Source organism: Chitinivibrionales bacterium (assembly GCA_014728215.1).
Classification (GTDB): domain Bacteria; phylum Fibrobacterota; class Chitinivibrionia; order Chitinivibrionales; family WJKA01; genus WJKA01.
The window spans coordinates 1-18,760 of record WJLZ01000026.1; the positions used below are offsets into that span (position 1 = coordinate 1).

Genomic DNA, 18,760 nt, shown 5'->3' on the forward strand with positions numbered 1-18,760 from the left:
GGTGGACAGATAAACAGAGAGGAGAAGAGATTGTACTGCTCAATCTGAATGACAAGACCATGCTGCAAATCCTTACAACAAGCGACAAATCGATAAATTCGGAAGAACATATTGACTTTGTTGCCGGATATGTGGAAGTCGATTCAGGATTTGCCGAAGATGGCTGGCTGGATGTACCGGATTTGGATCCCATACTTCCGGTGCATAACCCGGTTAAATTCCCGAATGACTTTCGCAGTTCGCTGAGGTTGAAAGCAGGGGTGCTCTCCTCCGGCTCAGTTCTTGATGCTGTTCGATTTTTCGACGCAAGCGGCAGAATGGTGCATGCCGTTCAATGCAGAAACCAAACCCGCCTGAAAATTCCTTACAGCGTGCTGAAACGACCCGGTCTCACTTTGATGCACGTTAATAACGCGCAGGGAGAAAATACTGTATTTCACTTTCTCAGCACTGGCCGATAAACCGTTTAAATTAGTTGTCGGAGGAGACAATATAGCTATTAAATTTGTGAATGATGCAAAATAATCGACCGCAATAAAAAGCCGACTGCAGATTTAAGGGAAAAGCACTATGAATAAAAAGGAAATGAATATTTGGTAAGGCTTTTCTTTACACAATGCGTTTCATTTGCAGATGGTCCTGTCATATACATAGGATTATGATGTTTTTCAAGCAGATCTTTCTATATACTCAAACAACTCCCCATCCTGCAAAATCACCCGGAGCGGATCATTGGGATTCCGCGACAGTTCGGTAAATTCTATCCCCCACCGGTATTCGCAACCGTCGGTTTCAGTCCACCGGACAATGCCTTTGCAGGAGGTGACCCCGTGCTGGGTCCAGATATCGACTGTGATCTCTTCGCCTTTGCGCAAAAGCAGGCGGCCGGCGGCTTCGGGCGCAACAAACTTAGCCCCGGTTCCGGAAAGCTCGGCTAAAAACGCATTGTGCACTTTTCCGTGGTGCTCTATCCACGAAGGACAAAACTGCTCGATTCGCAATGTATCCGGTTTTCTCCGGTTGCGGCCATACCATTCGTTCATTGGTGAGTTTTCCTTAGCTTGTTTGAATTTTTTATATGCACCATAATTGATAAACTCTCCTGCAAAGATGGTGTGGTGGAGGAAGGGGTTGATGGGTCGTAAGTCGTTTTGTTAAACTCCACTGCTCCACTACCCCATTACTTCATATTTTCATTCATCCTCTCTTTTTCATACGCAAATTAGCTTGAAAATAATACGGTTGAATTAGATGGGCTTTAAGATTATGTTAGGCTTTATTAAATCTGTTAAATTGCGCTTAACTGTTTTTAAATCATTCTTTAATAGTTTCTTAACATTTAAGCGTTAAATTTGATTTACCTTATTGTAATTCTGATTCGAGCCAAAGGTCTGTTTTGCCGGGAACCATTATCTGTTGTCTCTTAATTGCCTGCTCTGTTTTTGTCTCCTTAGGATCTGAGATCATTCTTACGGGCTCAGGCGCCACATTTCCCTATCCTCTGTATAAAAAGTGGATTGAAGAATATCAGAACCAGACAGGCACGCGGATTGATTACAAGCCGATCGGCTCGGGGAAAGGGATAAAGCAACTCCTTGATAAAGAGGTTGATTTCGGCGCGACCGACGCCTATCTTACCGAACAGGAACTGGCAAAAATCAAGGAGCCGATTATCCACATTCCCACCTGTATCGGTGCGGTGGTGATAGCCTATAACCTTCCCAAAACTCCCAACCTCCAGTTTCCGCCCGAGCTGCTGGCCGATATTTTCTTAGGACGGGTGCAGAAATGGACCGATAAGAGGATTGTGAAGGCCAATCCCACAGCTAATCTTCCGGCAATCGATATCGCGATCATTCACCGCTCCGAAAGCAGCGGCACCAGCTTTATATTCACCTCATATTTATGTGAAATCAGTGAATACTGGGAGAAAAATATCGGCAGCGGCAAGGTCGTTCGGTGGCCGACAGGAATGGGTGTTGAGGGAAGTCCCGGCATAGTTGAATTTATCAAAAAAATCCCCGGAAGCATCGGGTATGTCGAATTGTCCCATGCCCAGCAGCATAATCTTCCCACAGCAGCAATCAGAAACAAGGCGGGGGCATTCATTGTTCCGACTATGGAGTCGGTGTCTTCGGCGGCACAGGTCAACATCCCTTTACACACAAGGAAATTGCTTGTCAATACCGATGCCACCCACGGGTATCCGATCAGCGCCTTTACATATCTTATTTTTTACCGGGAGCAGGCGTACGACAGCAGACCGGGAGAGCGGGCAATGATAATGCAGGATTTTTTCGAGTGGATGCTCAAAAAAGGACAGCAATACACCAGCCAATTGTATTATGCACCACTGCCGGGCAATGCTGTGCAGCGGGCGAATGAGCTGGTTCAGTCAATGACATTTTCGGGCAAACCTTTAAAAAAATAACCTGTGTCCGGCATCGGGAATCTGCTATGAAAATACGAATAACACTGTTATGCACCACGATATTCTTCTGCGCGATACAGGCGAACGATTCGCTCATTTCGCTCAGGGTTGGAGTGTACAACTTTTACCCGCTCAGCCATACCACACCGCTGATATCATCCGACCAGACCGCGCCTGAAGAAGGTGTTTTTATCGCACTGTTAAACAGAATTGCCAACAAGGAAAACTGGCATATCGACTATGTCCCGGGAACACTTCAGGAATGTTTCGAATGGCTTGAAGACAGCAAATTAGACATTCTGGTCGCAGCGCCTTATTCCAACGAGGCCCATAAAAAATATGATTTTACAAAGGAAACGGTCATCTCCACCTGGGCGAAAATATATGTTCCCAGCGACAAATCGGTAATTCAGACCATTCTCGATTTTGAAGGCAAATATCTTGGAGTTGTCAAGGATGACCCCTATAATCATGACCTCAGGGCGCTGATCAAAGGGTTCAATATCCGCTGCCACTTTGTCGAGTTCAGCCATTATGATGATATTTTCAAGGCGCTGGAGAACAAATGGATCGATGCCGGTGCGGTTGACCGGCTTTTTGCGGTTGCCAACGAAGACGAATATGCGATACAGATCACGCCGATTATCCTGTCGCCGGTGCAGCTCCGTTTTGCAGCCCCGAAAAATGCGTATCCGGAGGTCCTCACAACGCTGGATTATAATATCGGCATGCTCAAAGATGATCCGTATTCATATTACTATACGCTTATCAACCGCATGCTGGCCGATTCCGATTCGTGGGAATTTCCCCGATGGATTATCTGGGCGGGCGCCGCTGGTATTGCCCTGTTGCTCATTTTTGTTCTGACAAGTATTGTTCTCAGGCGTCAGATAAAAAAGCAGACCGCAGAGCTGTCGCAGAAAAACCGGGAGCTGAAAAACCAGATTGCCATGCGGAGCAATGCCGAGGAGGCGATGCGGCAGTCGCATCAGTTGTTGCGCAACATGATTGCCAGCATGCGTGACGGCCTCATTGTTATTACGCCATCGGGAGATAAAGTGTTAAGCTGCAACAGGGCTGCCGCCGATATGTTGTTGTATTCCCATAAAGAATTGATGCTGCTTGCTCCACCGGAACTTCATGCGGATAAAAGCTTTGCAGAGGCATTTATCGAATCACTTCATGCATCGGTTTCCGAAAGAGGATTTCATACCGGCGAATACCGGCTGAGACGCAAAGATGGCAGTTGGCTTCCGGCCGAAATTGTCGTAACGCCGATAAAAGATGAGCACAGCCACTGCAAATCGTGGGTAATCGTGATTCGTGATGAAACGTTACAGGAAGCACTCCGTGAAAGTGAGCTGCGCCTTCGCCAGGCACAGAAAATGGAAGCCATCGGCACGCTTGCCGGAGGCATTGCGCACGATTTCAACAATATTCTCATGCCGATCATGGGCTACAGTGAGCTTCTTCTGAAATTTATCCCCGACGATCACACCAATCTGAAGCAATATGTAAATCAGATACTTCAGGCAGCACAGCGCGCTCGCGATCTGGCCATGCAGATTCTTACGTTCGGGCGGAAAAGTGAGACCCAGCGAAAACAGCTTCATCTGAATCTGATTATCAAAGAAGTACTCAAACTCCTCAGGGCATCGTTTCCCACAACAATCGAAATAAAGTCAAGTATTGAAACAGATGAAGATTCTGTGATAATCGATCCGACCGAATTCCACCAGGTGATAATGAATCTCTGCACGAATGCGGCCCATGCGATGCGCACGACCGGCGGTGTACTTGAGGTTATTCTGTGCGAGCACAAAGGTCCGATACTCGGCTGGTCGGCCGGTACCGAGCTGAAGGAAAAGGAGTATATCCGTCTATCGGTCCAGGACAGTGGATCGGGAATCGATCCTGCGGTTTTAAACAGGATATTCGACCCGTTTTTCACGACAAAGGGTCACAGCGAAGGCACAGGAATGGGGCTTGCGGTCGTCCACGGGATCGTGAAATCGTGTGATGGCGCCATATCAGTGGAAAACAGGGTAGGTGAAGGCGCCACATTTCATGTCTATCTGCCAAAGTCACCGATAAATATTCAAAATATTAAGAATGGACCTGTCGAGAAATTAAGAAAAGGCAATGCAGAAAGGATACTTTTCATCGATGATGAGCAGGTGATTGTCGATCTTGCCGCTGAGGTGCTTACCGAATTGGGGTACTGTGTAACCGCTACAACAAACAACCAAAAAGCGCTCAATCTTTTCAGGGGTAATCCCCGTGATTTCGATCTGGTGATTACCGATCAGACGATGCCGGGAATGACCGGCGGTGAGATTGCAAAAGAGGTCCTGTTGCTTCGCCCGGATATGCCGGTGATCTTATGCACGGGTTTCAGCGAAACATTGTCAAAAGAGCAGGCAAAGGCGATTGGAATTGCCGAATATATCATGAAACCTTTCGAGCCCACCGCAATAGGAAAAATCGTCAGAGACATCCTCGACAAAAAGGTAGCGGGAAAACCTTCAGTCAGCCATAATTATGAATGGAGTGGTTGAGCAATGGGGTCCTCCCGGGTTGGTGGAAGTGGCCGCTGGTTCTGCTGCACTCAGTTTCCGGCCCGTTCTGTTATGCCTCACTCCAGAAGACCGGTACGGACAAAGTCTATCTTGTCCAGCGGAAAAATAATGCCTGAGGCCACGTTTCCAATGTGAGAATTGATTCTTTTGAGATACTGAGTCAGAAGAACTCCCACAAGCGCGTCATCCTTTGAAACATCTTCATCGTAGATATTGCGCACAATTTCCCGGCATACCGGTTTTGTCCGGATATACCGGTCGAGGATACGCTTTGCAAGTTTATCATCCGACAATTTAAATGCTTGATGCAATTCACTCAGGGAGATTTCGATATTTTCCCGTATCGTTTCTATTTGTTCCGAATGATATAGATTTCGCGATTTCCCGTTTGCCATCACCGACAGATCGAAAATATTTTTTGAATAATCACCAATTCGCTCGGCGTCCTTGACCATATTCATAAGCGCAAGGCACCCCGACGAATCTATACCGGGATTAAGACTCAGGTGCTCGACCAGAAGGCGGCGAATTTCCCGCTCCTTTTCATTAATCGACTTATCACGCGCTCGTATGTCGTCTTTATGATGCTCCAATTCCAGCTTTTTGCAAAAGACATTCCAGCTTTTACTAAATAGCATAGAGCAATCTTCGAGCATGGAACTGAAGGCTGCGGTTGCCTTTGTCATTATAGTATTTTCTTTCCAGAGCAGCGTCATTTCTTTCAGCATAATATGTTCCTCTTATGGAATAAAAATTTTTTCAATTATCCAAGCAAAATAAATGCCAGGTCATAAGCCTGAGCTTGGTGTAGAAACAAGGAATTTCTGAAATATCAGGTTTTATGAAAAAACTCAAATTAGATCAAGGATTTAGAACTAATATGGCTCTTTAATAAAATACTTATTGTCCTGAACATATGTTAGGAAATTGTTTAATTATTGTTAGCATATGATTAGGTGATATGCAAATTGTAAGTAGAATTCTTAAAAAAGTAGAATCAGGGCTGTAAGAAAGCGATAATAGGCTGAACGATTTACCTCAAATTTGGGATACTATTAATTATGCTCGTTCTATCCGTTCATTGGTAACCAGCAACTGAGCTTAATCAATCAGACCGGCACGGACAAAATCGATTTTATCGAGAGGATAGAAAATGCCTGATGCCACATTACTGACATGAGAATAAATCCGTTTGAGATGGCGGGCCAGCAAAACAGTAGCGATAGCTTCTTTTCGCGGAATATCGGTGGAAAATGTTTCTTTTACAATGGTGTTGCACATGGGTTTGGTTTTCAGGTAGCGATTGAGTATTTCCCGGGCTATCGATTCATCGGATTCGGTAAAAGCCTCCGACAAACTTCGAAGCGAGAGAGCGATATTATCATGGATTTCATTGAATTCCTTTTCGTAAGGCAAATTCGACAGAACGTCTTTCGCTAAAAATGCAAGATCGTAAATGTTTTTGGAATGATCGCCGATTCTCTCGGCGTCTTTGATAACACTCATAAGGGCAAGACATCCGGAAGCGTCATCTCCGGGATGCATTGAAAGATGCTCGACCAGAAGACGGCGGATTTCCCGTTCTTTTTCATTAATTGCCTTATCTTGCTTATGAATAAGCTCATTTTCGCTTTCAGAGAGTTCTTTACCTTTGAATACCTGCCATGAACTTTCAAACAAATCGTAGCATTCAGTGAGCATGTCTCCAAAAATACTCACGGCTTTCGACATAAGTTCATGATCTTTCCATAAGTTAAATATTTCTTTAAGCATTGATACCTCCTACCTCATAAGCGCAATTAATGACAGCGGTAATATAAAGAAAACACCAATTATAAAAGCAGCAGCCCAGATTTTTGATTCAGTCGCTACACCGGCAAGTTTTTTGGCCAATGTAATCGGTATGATACGAAGGGGATAAAATATCGCTATTCCCAGTATATTGAATGACAGATGAGCAAATGCCGCTGTAACCCCGATTGTATTGACTTCTCCGCCAGCAGCGGCACTCACCGTCGCCAGGGAGGCAAGAAGCGCCGTACAGGTGGTGCCAAGGTTGGCGCCGAGGGTAAAAGGATAACAACGTCGCAAGGAAACGATACCTGCACCGATAAGCGGAACGATCAGAGATGTTGTCACCGAGCTGCTCTGCACCGCAACGGTCAGCGCCATACCGATCAGGAGGGAAACAAAATCATTCCGGAAAAGGAATTTATCGACAACACCTTCAGCCTTGGAAATAATCATCGACCGCATGGTTTTGACGAGAAATACCAGCGAACAGATCAGGAAAACGACAGCGATAATAAGAAGAATAACAGCAGCCGGTGTGTTACTTAACCCGATAACTTCAGTCAATAGGTCTTGAATGGCATGAACTACCGGATCGATAATATGCTTGAGAGGACTGGTAAATTTAGCGCCGCCGGTATTTTGAAATATCCCCGTGAGCCAGAGTGCCATCTTTTCAATAATATGAAACTGCAGCTCCAGCGGAAAGAGTAAAGTTACCGCGCACAGGTTAAAGAAATCGTGGACCGTTGCACCGGCAAAGGCACGCTTGAAATCTTCTTTTCGTGTCACAAATGTTAGCGATACCAGGGTATTGGTGATACTGGTCCCAATATTCGCGCCCATGATTATGGGAATGCCATAGGCCAGAGGAAGAGCGCCCCCACCCACAAAGCCGACAACAAGCGACGTTACCGTCGATGAACTCTGAACAAGACTCGTTGCCAGAATGCCGATAAAAAGACCGACAACGGGATGGGAGGTTGAAGTAATGAGGCCCTCGGCAAATCCTTTGCCGAACATTTTAAACGATGACCCCATCATTTTGATGCTGACCAGAAAAAGATACAGCAGGACAAATACGCCGATAATTTTCAGGACACGAACAAGGTGCTCGTTGAAACCGCGCTCTTCAGACATAAAAATTTTCCATGAATTTGTTGCATAAGGAGTTAGAATTTGTCAAAGAAGATTCATTTCCGGCGGTTGAGTATTGAGAGTTTTAAACCGCAGGATTTTAAAATATATTTCGGCGCACCGCATACCTAAATGATTTATATTTTTTTTTGACTGCAACCACACCTTTTTGTAAATTTATTTTGTAAGCATTTTAACATTTCTTTCATGAACATTTTCAACGAGTCTTAAGAGAAATTTTTCACTAAAGAACCGGTCTGGTTTTAATATATCGAAAATACATAATTTATATATGGTTGTATCCTGTATTTTTGCACCTTCGTGTGCAAAAATATGAATCAAAGCAAACCGTGGCAGGTATGAATTATCGGCCTTTTGTATGTTTGCATCCTAACGAAAATCGCACAAACCAGTCAATAGCAAAATCACTAATAATCGCCTTAACTCATTATAATTACTGGGCCCGAAGTATTTTTTGAGAAAAATCCACAAACATAACTCTAACATAATACTAGCATTATACGAATTGAAAGGAGGTATTTATTAAAAAATTTAAATAGTTGTAATCAATTACTTATCGAATAATTTTTCTTACTGAATTCGCACATATGCCGGAGGCACAATAATGAAAATAAAGCCATATCATCCATTTGCAGTTTCTATGCACATCCTTCTTCTGGCCGGAATGCTTACGGCGGGGCCGCTGGAAATTTTAGGCGCCGGAGCAACGTTCTCATACCCTCTCTACTCGAAGATGTTTTCCGTATATTCCAAAGAGAAGGATGTACGCATTAATTATCAGCCAATCGGGTCGGGAGGAGGAATTCGTCAGCTTCAGAATAAAACTGTCGATTTCGGGGGTACCGATGCTTTTATCAGCGAAGAAGAATTGAATAAATTCGACAAAATTCTCCATATACCTGTTTGCCTTGGAGCTGTAGCCATCACCTATAATATCCCCGGAAATCCGATGTTGAAACTTACCCCTGAGATAATTGCCGACATCTTTATGGGGAAAATCACTGCCTGGAATAACGAAAAAATCAAGCGCATCAATCCGGATATCAAACTTCCAAAATTAAATATCATCATTGTTCATCGTGCAGACGCCAGTGGGACAACGTTTATTTTCACCGATTATCTTTCAAAAATCAGCCCCCTGTGGAAGCAGATGGTTGGTCGGGGCAAGGCGGTCAATTGGCCCAAGGGGCTTGGTGCAAAAGGTAATGAAGCAGTTACGGGGCTGGTTAAACAACTTCCCGGCAGCATTGGATATTGCGAACTTGCCTATACAATCCAAAACAATATGGCCCGAGCACAAATTCAAAACGCCTCGGGTAATTTTATTGCGCCATCCCTGGAATCGACTATCGCGGCAGCTCCCGAAGAGGTACCGGAAGATACCCGTGTTACCCTCACCAATACTTCCAATGAAAACGGATATCCCATAATCGGGTTTACCTGGGTCATTCTTTACAAGGATCAGAAATACAAAAATCGTTCAAAAGTAAAAGCAAAGGCATTGGTTGACCTCCTCTGGTGGATGACTCACGAAGGACAAAAATTTACCAAGGCACTGGATTACGCCCCTCTGCCGGCAAAAGTTGTCCCGGCTGCCGAAAAGCTTATTTCTTCAGTAACCTATGGAGAACAAAAAATAAAAAAATGAGAGTAAATTGGTTTTGGTTTTGGTTATTGTAGTACTATTGAGGAATCTGTGAATATATCCCGGCAAGTGAAAAACAAATATTTCGAGCGAAGAGAAAACCTTTTCCGAAAAGCGCTCTACATTGCACCTATAATTATCATAGGAGTAGTTGCGGGCTTTTTTATTACGCTTACAGTCAATGCATTGCCGTCAATCAAAGAATTCGGGCTCAAATTCTTAATCGGCAAAACATGGGATCCGGTTCATGGTGAATTCGGCGCATTGCCTTTTATTGTCGGCACGCTATTCACGTCCTTTCTGGCGCTTTTGATTTCCACCCCCTTTTCACTTGCCCTTGCCCTCTTTTTAGGAGAATATTATCGAAAGGGCAGATTTTCCGGTTTTTTCAGGAGTATGGTTGAATTATTAGCCGGAATTCCATCGGTTATATTCGGTTTCTGGGCATTTTTTTATCTTGTACCATTTATCAGAATGCTTGAAATGAAACTACAAGTGCCCCCCCTGGGCATAGGCATAGCGACAGCGTCAATTGTTCTTGCAATCATGATTATCCCCTATTCGGCATCGCTGGCCCGTGAAGTAATCAGTATGGTGCCCCATGAAGCAAAAGAAGCCGCCTATTCACTGGGGGCAACCCGTTTTGAGGTCATTAAAAGAATCATTCTCCCCTCTGCCCGTTCCGGAATATTCGCCGGTTTAGTCCTTGCACTCGGACGGGGTCTTGGAGAAACAATGGCGGTAACAATGGTCATAGGAAATGCCAATATTATTCCCGACAGCATATTCAGTCCGGCAAATACAATGGCAAGTGTAATAGCAAATGAATTCAGCGAAGCGACTGGTGAACTCTATATGTCATCGCTCATTGAAATCGGTTTACTGCTTTTCGCTGTTTCAGCACTTATCAGTGTTCTTGGCCGGGAATCGATTAAACGATTTGGAACAACAACATGAACGATAATAATATTTATAGGTATGATTGAAAAAAATACTGGAAACAGACTTCTTATCAATATACTATTTAAATCATTTGTGATCGGTTTATCGCTTTTGGCAATAGTCCCGCTGATCTTGATTCTTTTTTATATTTTCAAACAGGGCATCGCCTCAGTAAACTGGGAGTTCCTTACAAGCATTCCCAAACCATTGGGTGAAGAGGGTGGTGGTATTGCCAATGGAATTGCAGGTACCTTCATACTGCTTCTTCTTGCATCGATACTCGCACTGCCCACGGGGATTATGGCCGGAATTTTCATGGCCGAAAACAACAAAAGTCCTCTTGCCTATGGGGTAAGAATTTGTGTTGAAATTCTCCATGGCATTCCATCCATTGTAATTGGGATTATCGCCTACCTATGGCTGGTCAAACCTATCGGAACCTTTTCAGCCTTTTCGGGGGGTGTAGCCCTTGCCGTAATAATGCTTCCTGTTATTGTCCGCACGGCCGAAGAAACGCTGAAACTGATACCAACATCGCTCAAAGAAGCTTCGTATGGATTAGGCGCCCCCTATTATCTGACCGTTCTGAAAGTAATACTTCCCGCGGGAATGGGAGGAATTATCACCGGCGGCCTTCTGGGTATGGCCCGAATAGCCGGAGAAACCGCCCCATTGCTGTTTACCGCTTTCGGTAATTCATTCATGAGTACCGATCTATTTAAACCTATCAGCTCGCTTCCCTTAATCATATTTAATTATGGTCGTTCTCCCTATGAGGAATGGCTTTCGCTTGCCTGGGGGGGATCGTTTATTCTTGTGGCCTTTGTCTTTATTGTAAATCTTACGGCAAAAGGAATCTCACACCGATGGAAAGTGACGTTTTAAATATATCATCGATAACGAGAGGAAAAACATGGCACGTGAGGAAATATTGATAGTCGAGGATGAGGAGGATATTCTCGAACTTACCGTCTACAATTTATCCAAGGAAGGATATCGTCCTACCGGGGTAACCAGTGGCGAAGAAGCGCTTAAGAAAATCCGCGCAAAACAGCCGGATCTCATTCTTCTCGATCTGATGTTACCTGGGATGGATGGTCTTGAAGTTTCACGGATACTGAAAAAGGACCAGAAGACCCAGGGAGTGCCGTTGATAATACTGACGGCAAAGGGTGAAGAAGCCGATATCGTATCCGGGCTTGAACTGGGAGCCGACGATTATATTGTAAAACCGTTCAGCCCCCGGGTCCTGGTTGCCCGGATCAGAGCGGTCCTGCGGAGAAAATCCCGTGAGTCGGTCGATGAAGATCAGCCTGTGACAATGGGAGAAATCCTGATCCATCCGGGAAGACATGAGGTAACGATCAACGGACGGCGGGTCGATCTTACGTATACCGAATTCAAGGTACTTCATTTTTTAGCGAGTCGTCCGGGATGGGCATTTACCCGCTATCAGATTGTCGATGCCGTGCGGGGGGATAATTATCCGGTAACCGACAGAAGTGTTGATGTTTTAGTGGTGGGCCTCAGAAAAAAACTCGGTAATTTCAGCCAGTATATCGAAACTGTCCGCGGTGTTGGATACCGGTTCAAGGAAATGTGAGATGCGAAGAAAACAGCTTTTCTGGCATATTTATCCGTCCTATCTGATCATTACTTTTCTTGCTCTGGCGTTTATTACCCTCTATGCTGCAACAACATTCCGCTCCTTTCATCTCAATCAGACAGAGATGGACCTTAAAGCACGAGCACTGCTTGTTCAAGATGAGATCACAGAATATGTGAAAAATGATGCCTATGCTGAAATCGATAGTTTCTGTGTGGCAAAGGGGAAAAAGAGCCGGACCCGGATAACCGTCATTCTTCCCAGCGGTCTGGTGGTTGGTGATTCGGAACGGGACCCCGAAACTATGGATAATCATGCCAACCGTCCCGAGATAATCACTGCCTTTGGCGGCCACAAGGGAATGGCAATCAGATTCAGCGCTACCCTTCAACGAAATTTAATGTATGTTGCCCTTCCTATATATATCAACAACAATATCAAAGCTGTTTTACGTACTTCTCTGCCCGTAGAATTCATCACAAAAGCCCTTCATGCAACCTTTTTCGGCGTTTTTTTGGCCAGTGTGATGATTGTCATCATAATAGGACTGATCAGTGTTGTCATTTCACGCCGATTCAGCCGGCCTGTTGAAGAGTTGAAGCAGGGAGCAGAGAGATTTGCCTCCGGTGAATTGAAACAAAAACTTGCAGTGCCCAACACAGATGAACTGGGGAAACTCGCCGAAGCAATGAATACCATGGCGATACAACTCGACGAAAGAATTACCACAATTACCCGTCAACACAGCGAAAAAGAGGCGATTCTTTCGTGCATGGTCGAAGGAGTTATTGCTGTTACACACGATGAATATGTAATCAGCCTTAATGAGGCCGCGGCATCGATGCTTGATATCGACCGGGACAATATCACAGGAAGACTCATTCAGGAAGCAATCAGAAACAGTGATATCCAGCGTTTTGTCAAAAGCGCTCTTCAGTTGGAACAGATGCAGAATATTGAAGAAGAAATTGTGTTGATGTCTTCGGATAAAAAAGAGATGTTCATACAACTCCATGGAACAGTCCTTCACGGCAACAAGGAAAACACAATCGGTGCACTGGTAGTACTCAACGATGTTACCAGAATGAAACGGCTCGAGAATATCAGAAAAGATTTTGTCGCTAATGTATCCCATGAGCTGAGAACTCCGCTTACTTCTATTCATGGTTTTGTTGAGACATTGCTGGGCGGCGGTGTGGATAATGATAAGGATCGAATGCGCTTCCTACACATCATTGCGACGCAGGTCGACCGGCTCAACTCAATTATCCAGGATTTATTGATTCTCTCAAAAATCGAAAAAGATGACGAAAAACAGGGACTCGAGCTTGAAGAGACTCATTTGACCCCGGTAATCAAAGAGGCGATTCTTGTATGCCAGAAAAAAGCCGATGATAAGAAAATCACCATAAATCTCGATTGCGGCAACTCCATTTCGGCACTGATCAACCCCTTTCTGATCGAACAGGCGATTATTAATTTAATCGACAATGCAATCAAATACAGTGAAGAAGGCAAAGATATTACCGTTAAAGCTATTGCCGATAAGGAAGAGGTACGAATTGCTGTTGAGGACCAGGGTCATGGAATCGACCGGAAACACCTTGATCGTCTGTTCGAACGATTCTACCGGGTCGACAAAGCCCGCAGCCGAAAACTCGGCGGTACCGGACTCGGCCTGGCAATAGTAAAACATATCATTCTTGCCCATAAAGGAAATGTGAGTGTTGAAAGCAACATAGGCAAAGGTTCGATTTTTTCGCTCCACCTTGCCAAAGCTGCCAATAATACTGCATCCTGACTGCTCCAGAGTGAGACTCATGTTTCTGAATTTGAGCAAATATGTACAAACTGAATGTTTGGCTGCTAACACAATCCAAACATTTCATAAAGATAATTCTAACATTACACAGGTACTTTTTACTGTCTGCCTTATAATATGTACATTTCAACAAGTTTTATTCCTTACCCGAAAGGCTGAAGAGTGCACAAAACCAGATTTATGATGGACCCGGGAGACGGTAAATCATGCAAAACCGATGCATTTTTTTATCTGGTTAAGGCAGATATCCATTTCTGATTTTCTCCACCTGAGGCATTCATTATAAAGGAGCTGTTTTCGTGGCAAGACAATGCACCATAAACCGGGTGATAATATCACTTTCCATTTTTATTTTATTTCCGGTTACGGTATGGGCTCAAATAATTAAAGGCACTGTTGTTGATGTTGATGATCAGTCTCCCTGTGTCGCTGCATTTGTTTACCTTGAAGATACAGATTACTGGACCCATACCGATTTAAAGGGCAAATTCATTCTGGACAGTATTCAACCGGGCACCTATACGCTTGTAATTACTACCTCTGGATATAAAGAACATCGCATTGAAGATATTGTTGTTTCTCCCGGCGAAACAGAGCAGGATACCATACAGTTGCAGCCCAGGGGAATAGCCACTCAAAACGGCGGATTTCTACATGGGAAAATTTCCAATGCCCAAACCGGCGATCCTGTTGAAAATGTAATGGTCTTTCTGGAAGGTACCGATTTTAAAACAACGACCGATTCGCTGGGCAAGTTCAGTTTTGCGGTGGTTCCATCGGGAACATATTCAATTATTGCCGGCCGGCGGGGGTTTGAATCGGCTTCGATAACCGATATCGAGGTTAAACCTAAAAAAGTAACTGAAAAAGTGATCGGCATAGGACCCCATCGCCGTCGATTCGGTGCATATGTGGAAGAAACCGATACGGAAAAAGGGTCCATATCCGGCACCGTTATCGAAATGGAAACCCGTCAACCTCTCGCTGCTGCAAATATCTATGTGAAAGGAACCCCGGTCTGGACTTATACCGATATTGACGGCCGGTTTACCCTCCCCAAGGTGCCTGTTGGAAATCAAATCGTTACTATCGCTTTAACCGGGTACGATGATACCGAAATCAAGGATGTCATGGTCCATAAAGACAGTACCACAAAGTTGACCATTTATCTTCGAAAAGAAGGTGGAAATCAAACGGCTGAAGACCTTGACAATATAAAATTCGCTTCCCTTGGCGGAAAAGTCACAGATGCAAAAACCGGTGAACCGCTTGCTAACGTGCCGGTGTTCTTTGAAGGAACCGATTTTAAAACTCAGAGCGATTCGACAGGGAAATATGTTCTGGACAGTATCCCCGAAGGGTCCTATACGCTGATAAGCCTGTTGAAAGGATACGATGCCTATGCCGCTACCGGCATCGAGCTTGCGCCGGGTGAAGAAAAAGAGATGGGGATCGCACTTGAGCCCCGTCGTCTCAATGATGCCGATATGGATGCCTGGTTTTCCCGCCCGGGAACAATTACCGGAAGAATTGTCTCGATATATGATGATTCTCCACTGCAAGACGTTGTTATATTTCTCCGCGGCACCTCGCATATCGATACCACCGATGTCGAGGGTTTTTATACGCTCGAGCAGGTTCCACCGACCGCCGGCTCGTATACGCTCTGTGGCTACAAAGCGGGGTCTGATACTTTATGCCGTCGCGATATCAATATTCTTCCCGAAGACATGAATGTTCAGAATTTCGCTGTGGAGCTTACCGGCTCAACCGATGAGCAGCAAACCGGTGAAAACCGGGGAACTCTGGTGGGTAAGGTTGTATCAAAAGAAAACGGCGAACCGGTTGTAGGGGCCAATGCCGTGCTTCAGACTACTCCCTATCGGGGAGTAACCGATTTTAAAGGCCTTTTCCGCATCACAGGAATCAGACCGGGGAGCTATTCTCTGGTAATAAGCCAGGAAGGATTTGCGACCGTAACAATGCCCGAAATTACCATTGAACAGGGCAAAGAAAGGAAGATTACTGTCGAGATGGAGAAATCGGATGTTACGGAAATGCAAAAAATGGTGGTAAAGAGTACTGCCGTGCGCACAACCGGCGCAGCCCTTCTCAAGGAACGGCAGACCGCTATCAGCTTCACCGATGCAATCGGCGCCCAGGAAATATCAAGAACCGGGGCGAGTGATGCCGCCGATGCAATGAAAAGCGTTACGGGAGCGTCGGTGGTGGGAGGGAAATATGTCTTAATACGAGGACTCCCCGAACGGTACACCATAACGATGCTGAATGGCTCTCCGGTTCCCAGTCCCGACCCTGATAAAAAAGCTGTAAACATGGACCTTTTTCCTGCGGGAATGATCGAAAATATAACAACACATAAAACATTCACTCCTAATTTGCCCGGTAATTTTGCCGGTGGTGTTGTCGATATTCAGACTAAGCCGTTTCCTGATAAATTCATTCTTTCTGTAAGCGCTACGCTTGGTTATGACAATGGAACGACCTTTTCTGAGGAATTCCTTACCTATGAGGGCGGTAAATATGACTGGCTGGGTATTGATGACGGCACTCGTGAATTGCCGGACCCATTTAATTCGTATACCAAAGATGAGCTTGATCAATATACGGCCGCTTTCGATTACAATCTTGCAAGCAGCAAATACTATCCTCGCCTTGTGGATCCACATGACAAACTGGTCGATACCATACAGGTCATTAATAATCTAGCAAAATCTCTTGATACCACCCTGACTCCTCACCTGGAACATGCCCCGTTTAATCAAAGCTATTCACTTTCAATAGGCAATACCTTCCAGGTACTCGATCGTCCTCTTGGATTTATAATCGGCGCAAATTACGGAAACAGTTACGATATTTCAACAGATATGCCACAGAGGGAATACTTTTTTGAAAAATGGATAGACACGGTGGATAATGAACCGGGTGGATTCCAGACTAATTATAAAATAGACGAAAGCGCCCATTCGATTTCCTGGGGAGCTTTGTGTAACGCCGCATATAAAACCTCCCGTGATCATACACTCAATATTGATTATATGTATACCCGCAACTCCAGTGATCTCTCCAAATTTATCAGCGGCAAATTTGAATACTATAAAGACAATGGAGATGAATACAAAGCATACCGGCTTCATTACATCGAACGATCACTTAATTACATTCAACCTGCAGGTGAGCACCGGATATGGTTTGGAAAGCAGCCATTTGATATATCCTGGCGTTCATCATTTACAAAAAGTACCCAGAATGAACCCGACCTGCGCAATATCGGCTACTTTGCCAAATATATCTGGAACACCGAGGGTAGTAGAATTGTGGACACATCATATGTGCTTGAAGCCAATTTAGGCGAACCATCACACCAATGGCGTGAACTCAATGAAAAAGCTGCAACCGCAGGAGTGGATTTCAGTCTGCCCTTTTATCAATGGACCGGCGATTCGGCCACACTCTCATTCGGTGGTCTCTGGTTTGGAAAGGAAAGAGAACGGCGTCAGGAATATCTCGAATATCAACTTCTCAAATACATCGGGAGAAACTCGGACATACCTCCCGATCAATATTTCCATCTCGACTCCATTGGCTTGAAAGAAGACACAACCTGGGGTGTTACATTTAAAACTTTCAGTAGTCAGGAAGCGCAATGGGATGGAAAAATAAACGTTTACAGTACCTATGGCATGTTTGAATTGCCGCTTATCAGCAGGCTTTCCTCAACTGCCGGTGTCAGATACGAAGTAACCGATATGGAAGGCGGGAGTATTTTTGAAGATTACAAGGAGGGTACTGAAGCACGGATGAATGATCATGATATTCTTCCAGGCCTCTCATTCAATTACGAATTAAAGGAAAGCATGAATATCCGTTGTGCCTACGGAAGAACTCTTGTACGGCCGTCCTTGCGGGAAAAAGCTCCTTATAAAACCGAATCGTTTGCCGGAGGACCATCGTATCAGGGTAATCCCGACTTGAAACGTTCCCTGGTAGATAATGTTGACATACGATGGGAATGGTTCATGAATCCCGGAGAATTGCTTACCGCCGGCGGTTTTTATAAAATCATCCGTAAACCGATTGAGTTGACGACCCTTGATGAAACCAATGATATTTCTACTCACCGGAATACGGATACGGATGCAAATATTTTCGGCGTTGAATTTGAAGGAAGGAAAAACATTGGTGATTTTCAGTTGGCCGGCAATCTGACATTAACCTATTCTATCGTTAAATTGAAAGATGACACTACCGGCCGTGGAACGAGCAAAAAAAGTGAAATATACTTCCCTAACGAACCGGACCATCGGCCGTTCCAGGGACAATCGCCTTATGTGGGTAATCTGTTTTTTGCCTATGATAACAGTGATATTGGTCTCAATCTGAATCTTTTATATAATGTTTTTGGTGAGCGACTTGGAGAATTAACAAAACCTACCGTGCCATGGATATGGGAGAAACCCCAGCATATGATTAATTTCACCGGAAACAAATCACTCCTGGATAATTTCTCAATTAAAGCAAAAATCAAAAACATCTTAGGCGCAAAAAAGAAATTGGTTTATCATTATGATGATGAAGATTATTTAGTTGAAGAGGAAGAAATCGGCCGTACCTTTTACCTCGGTTTTAGTTATACATTTTAATTACAGTTCAATTTCATCATAAAAAAGACCTGCCGGCTAACCACCCCCTAACCCCTCACAAACACGTTAATAACAAATGCGGGCAGTATAAATTATTAGCATTGTATTAGCGTTTCAGTTTG

12 protein-coding genes are annotated in these 18,760 nt (G+C 44.5%); 8 read left to right on the forward strand and 4 right to left on the reverse strand.

The window, feature by feature from the left end:
- Positions 1-668: 668 nt before the first annotated feature.
- Positions 669-1,043 carry a hypothetical protein gene (locus tag GF401_01745; GenBank protein ID MBD3343768.1) on the reverse strand — a complete coding sequence of 125 codons (375 nt, stop codon included), beginning with the start codon at positions 1,041-1,043 and terminating at the stop codon, positions 669-671.
- 353 nt (positions 1,044-1,396) lie between these two features.
- Here GF401_01745 and pstS (GF401_01750) point away from each other — a divergent pair, with 353 nt between their 5' ends.
- Positions 1,397-2,431, forward strand: coding sequence for a phosphate ABC transporter substrate-binding protein PstS (gene pstS, locus GF401_01750; GenBank protein MBD3343769.1), 1,035 nt, complete (start codon positions 1,397-1,399; stop codon positions 2,429-2,431).
- A 26-nt stretch (positions 2,432-2,457) separates the two neighbouring features.
- Entirely contained in the window at positions 2,458-4,989 is a 2,532-nt protein-coding gene (locus tag GF401_01755) for a response regulator (GenBank protein MBD3343770.1), read from the forward strand.
- A gap of 77 nt (positions 4,990-5,066) precedes the next feature.
- Here GF401_01755 and GF401_01760 read toward each other — a convergent pair whose 3' ends face one another.
- The 3 genes from GF401_01760 to GF401_01770 form a co-directional block, all read right to left on the reverse strand.
- The gene (locus GF401_01760) at positions 5,067-5,738 is read right to left on the reverse strand and encodes a hypothetical protein (GenBank protein MBD3343771.1); all 672 of its coding nucleotides are present in this window, start codon (positions 5,736-5,738) and stop codon (positions 5,067-5,069) included.
- 373 nt (positions 5,739-6,111) lie between these two features.
- A complete protein-coding gene (locus GF401_01765) occupies positions 6,112-6,783 on the reverse strand; it encodes a hypothetical protein (GenBank protein MBD3343772.1) in 672 nt (223 codons plus the stop codon).
- Positions 6,784-6,792: 9 nt separating this feature from the next.
- Complete coding sequence (locus GF401_01770; GenBank protein ID MBD3343773.1) at positions 6,793-7,941, reverse strand: hypothetical protein; 1,149 nt, start codon at positions 7,939-7,941, stop codon at positions 6,793-6,795.
- 658 nt (positions 7,942-8,599) lie between these two features.
- Between GF401_01770 and pstS (GF401_01775) the strand changes: the two genes are divergently transcribed.
- The 6 genes from pstS (GF401_01775) (at position 8,600) to GF401_01800 (ending at position 18,638) form a co-directional block, all read left to right on the forward strand.
- The gene (gene pstS / locus GF401_01775) at positions 8,600-9,607 is read left to right on the forward strand and encodes a phosphate ABC transporter substrate-binding protein PstS (protein ID MBD3343774.1); all 1,008 of its coding nucleotides are present in this window, start codon (positions 8,600-8,602) and stop codon (positions 9,605-9,607) included.
- Between the two features lie 54 nt (positions 9,608-9,661).
- Positions 9,662-10,561 (forward strand): phosphate ABC transporter permease subunit PstC, encoded by a 900-nt coding sequence (pstC, locus tag GF401_01780; GenBank protein ID MBD3343775.1) that lies wholly within the window; start codon positions 9,662-9,664, stop codon positions 10,559-10,561.
- Between the two features lie 21 nt (positions 10,562-10,582).
- The gene (pstA, locus tag GF401_01785) at positions 10,583-11,431 is read left to right on the forward strand and encodes a phosphate ABC transporter permease PstA (GenBank protein MBD3343776.1); all 849 of its coding nucleotides are present in this window, start codon (positions 10,583-10,585) and stop codon (positions 11,429-11,431) included.
- A 28-nt stretch (positions 11,432-11,459) separates the two neighbouring features.
- Entirely contained in the window at positions 11,460-12,149 is a 690-nt protein-coding gene (locus GF401_01790) for a response regulator (GenBank protein MBD3343777.1), read from the forward strand.
- Position 12,150: 1 nt separating this feature from the next.
- Positions 12,151-13,953 (forward strand): HAMP domain-containing protein, encoded by a 1,803-nt coding sequence (locus tag GF401_01795; protein ID MBD3343778.1) that lies wholly within the window; start codon positions 12,151-12,153, stop codon positions 13,951-13,953.
- Positions 13,954-14,273: 320 nt separating this feature from the next.
- Positions 14,274-18,638 carry a TonB-dependent receptor plug domain-containing protein gene (locus tag GF401_01800; GenBank protein MBD3343779.1) on the forward strand — a complete coding sequence of 1,455 codons (4,365 nt, stop codon included), beginning with the start codon at positions 14,274-14,276 and terminating at the stop codon, positions 18,636-18,638.
- The last annotated feature ends 122 nt before the right edge of the window (positions 18,639-18,760 follow it).

Bases quoted from the DNA above. Each gene is read 5' to 3' on its own strand.
- GF401_01770 (MBD3343773.1), bottom strand. From the start codon at position 7,941: ATGTCTGAAGAGCGCGGTTTCAACGAGCACCTTGTTCGTGTCCTGAAA.
- GF401_01755 (MBD3343770.1), top strand. From the start codon at position 2,458: ATGAAAATACGAATAACACTGTTATGCACCACGATATTCTTCTGCGCG.
- GF401_01790 (MBD3343777.1), top strand. From the start codon at position 11,460: ATGGCACGTGAGGAAATATTGATAGTCGAGGATGAGGAGGATATTCTC.
- GF401_01760 (MBD3343771.1), bottom strand. From the start codon at position 5,738: ATGCTGAAAGAAATGACGCTGCTCTGGAAAGAAAATACTATAATGACA.
- pstA (MBD3343776.1), top strand. From the start codon at position 10,583: ATGATTGAAAAAAATACTGGAAACAGACTTCTTATCAATATACTATTT.
- pstS (MBD3343774.1), top strand. From the start codon at position 8,600: ATGCACATCCTTCTTCTGGCCGGAATGCTTACGGCGGGGCCGCTGGAA.
- GF401_01745 (MBD3343768.1), bottom strand. From the start codon at position 1,043: ATGAACGAATGGTATGGCCGCAACCGGAGAAAACCGGATACATTGCGA.
- GF401_01795 (MBD3343778.1), top strand. From the start codon at position 12,151: ATGCGAAGAAAACAGCTTTTCTGGCATATTTATCCGTCCTATCTGATC.
- GF401_01765 (MBD3343772.1), bottom strand. From the start codon at position 6,783: ATGCTTAAAGAAATATTTAACTTATGGAAAGATCATGAACTTATGTCG.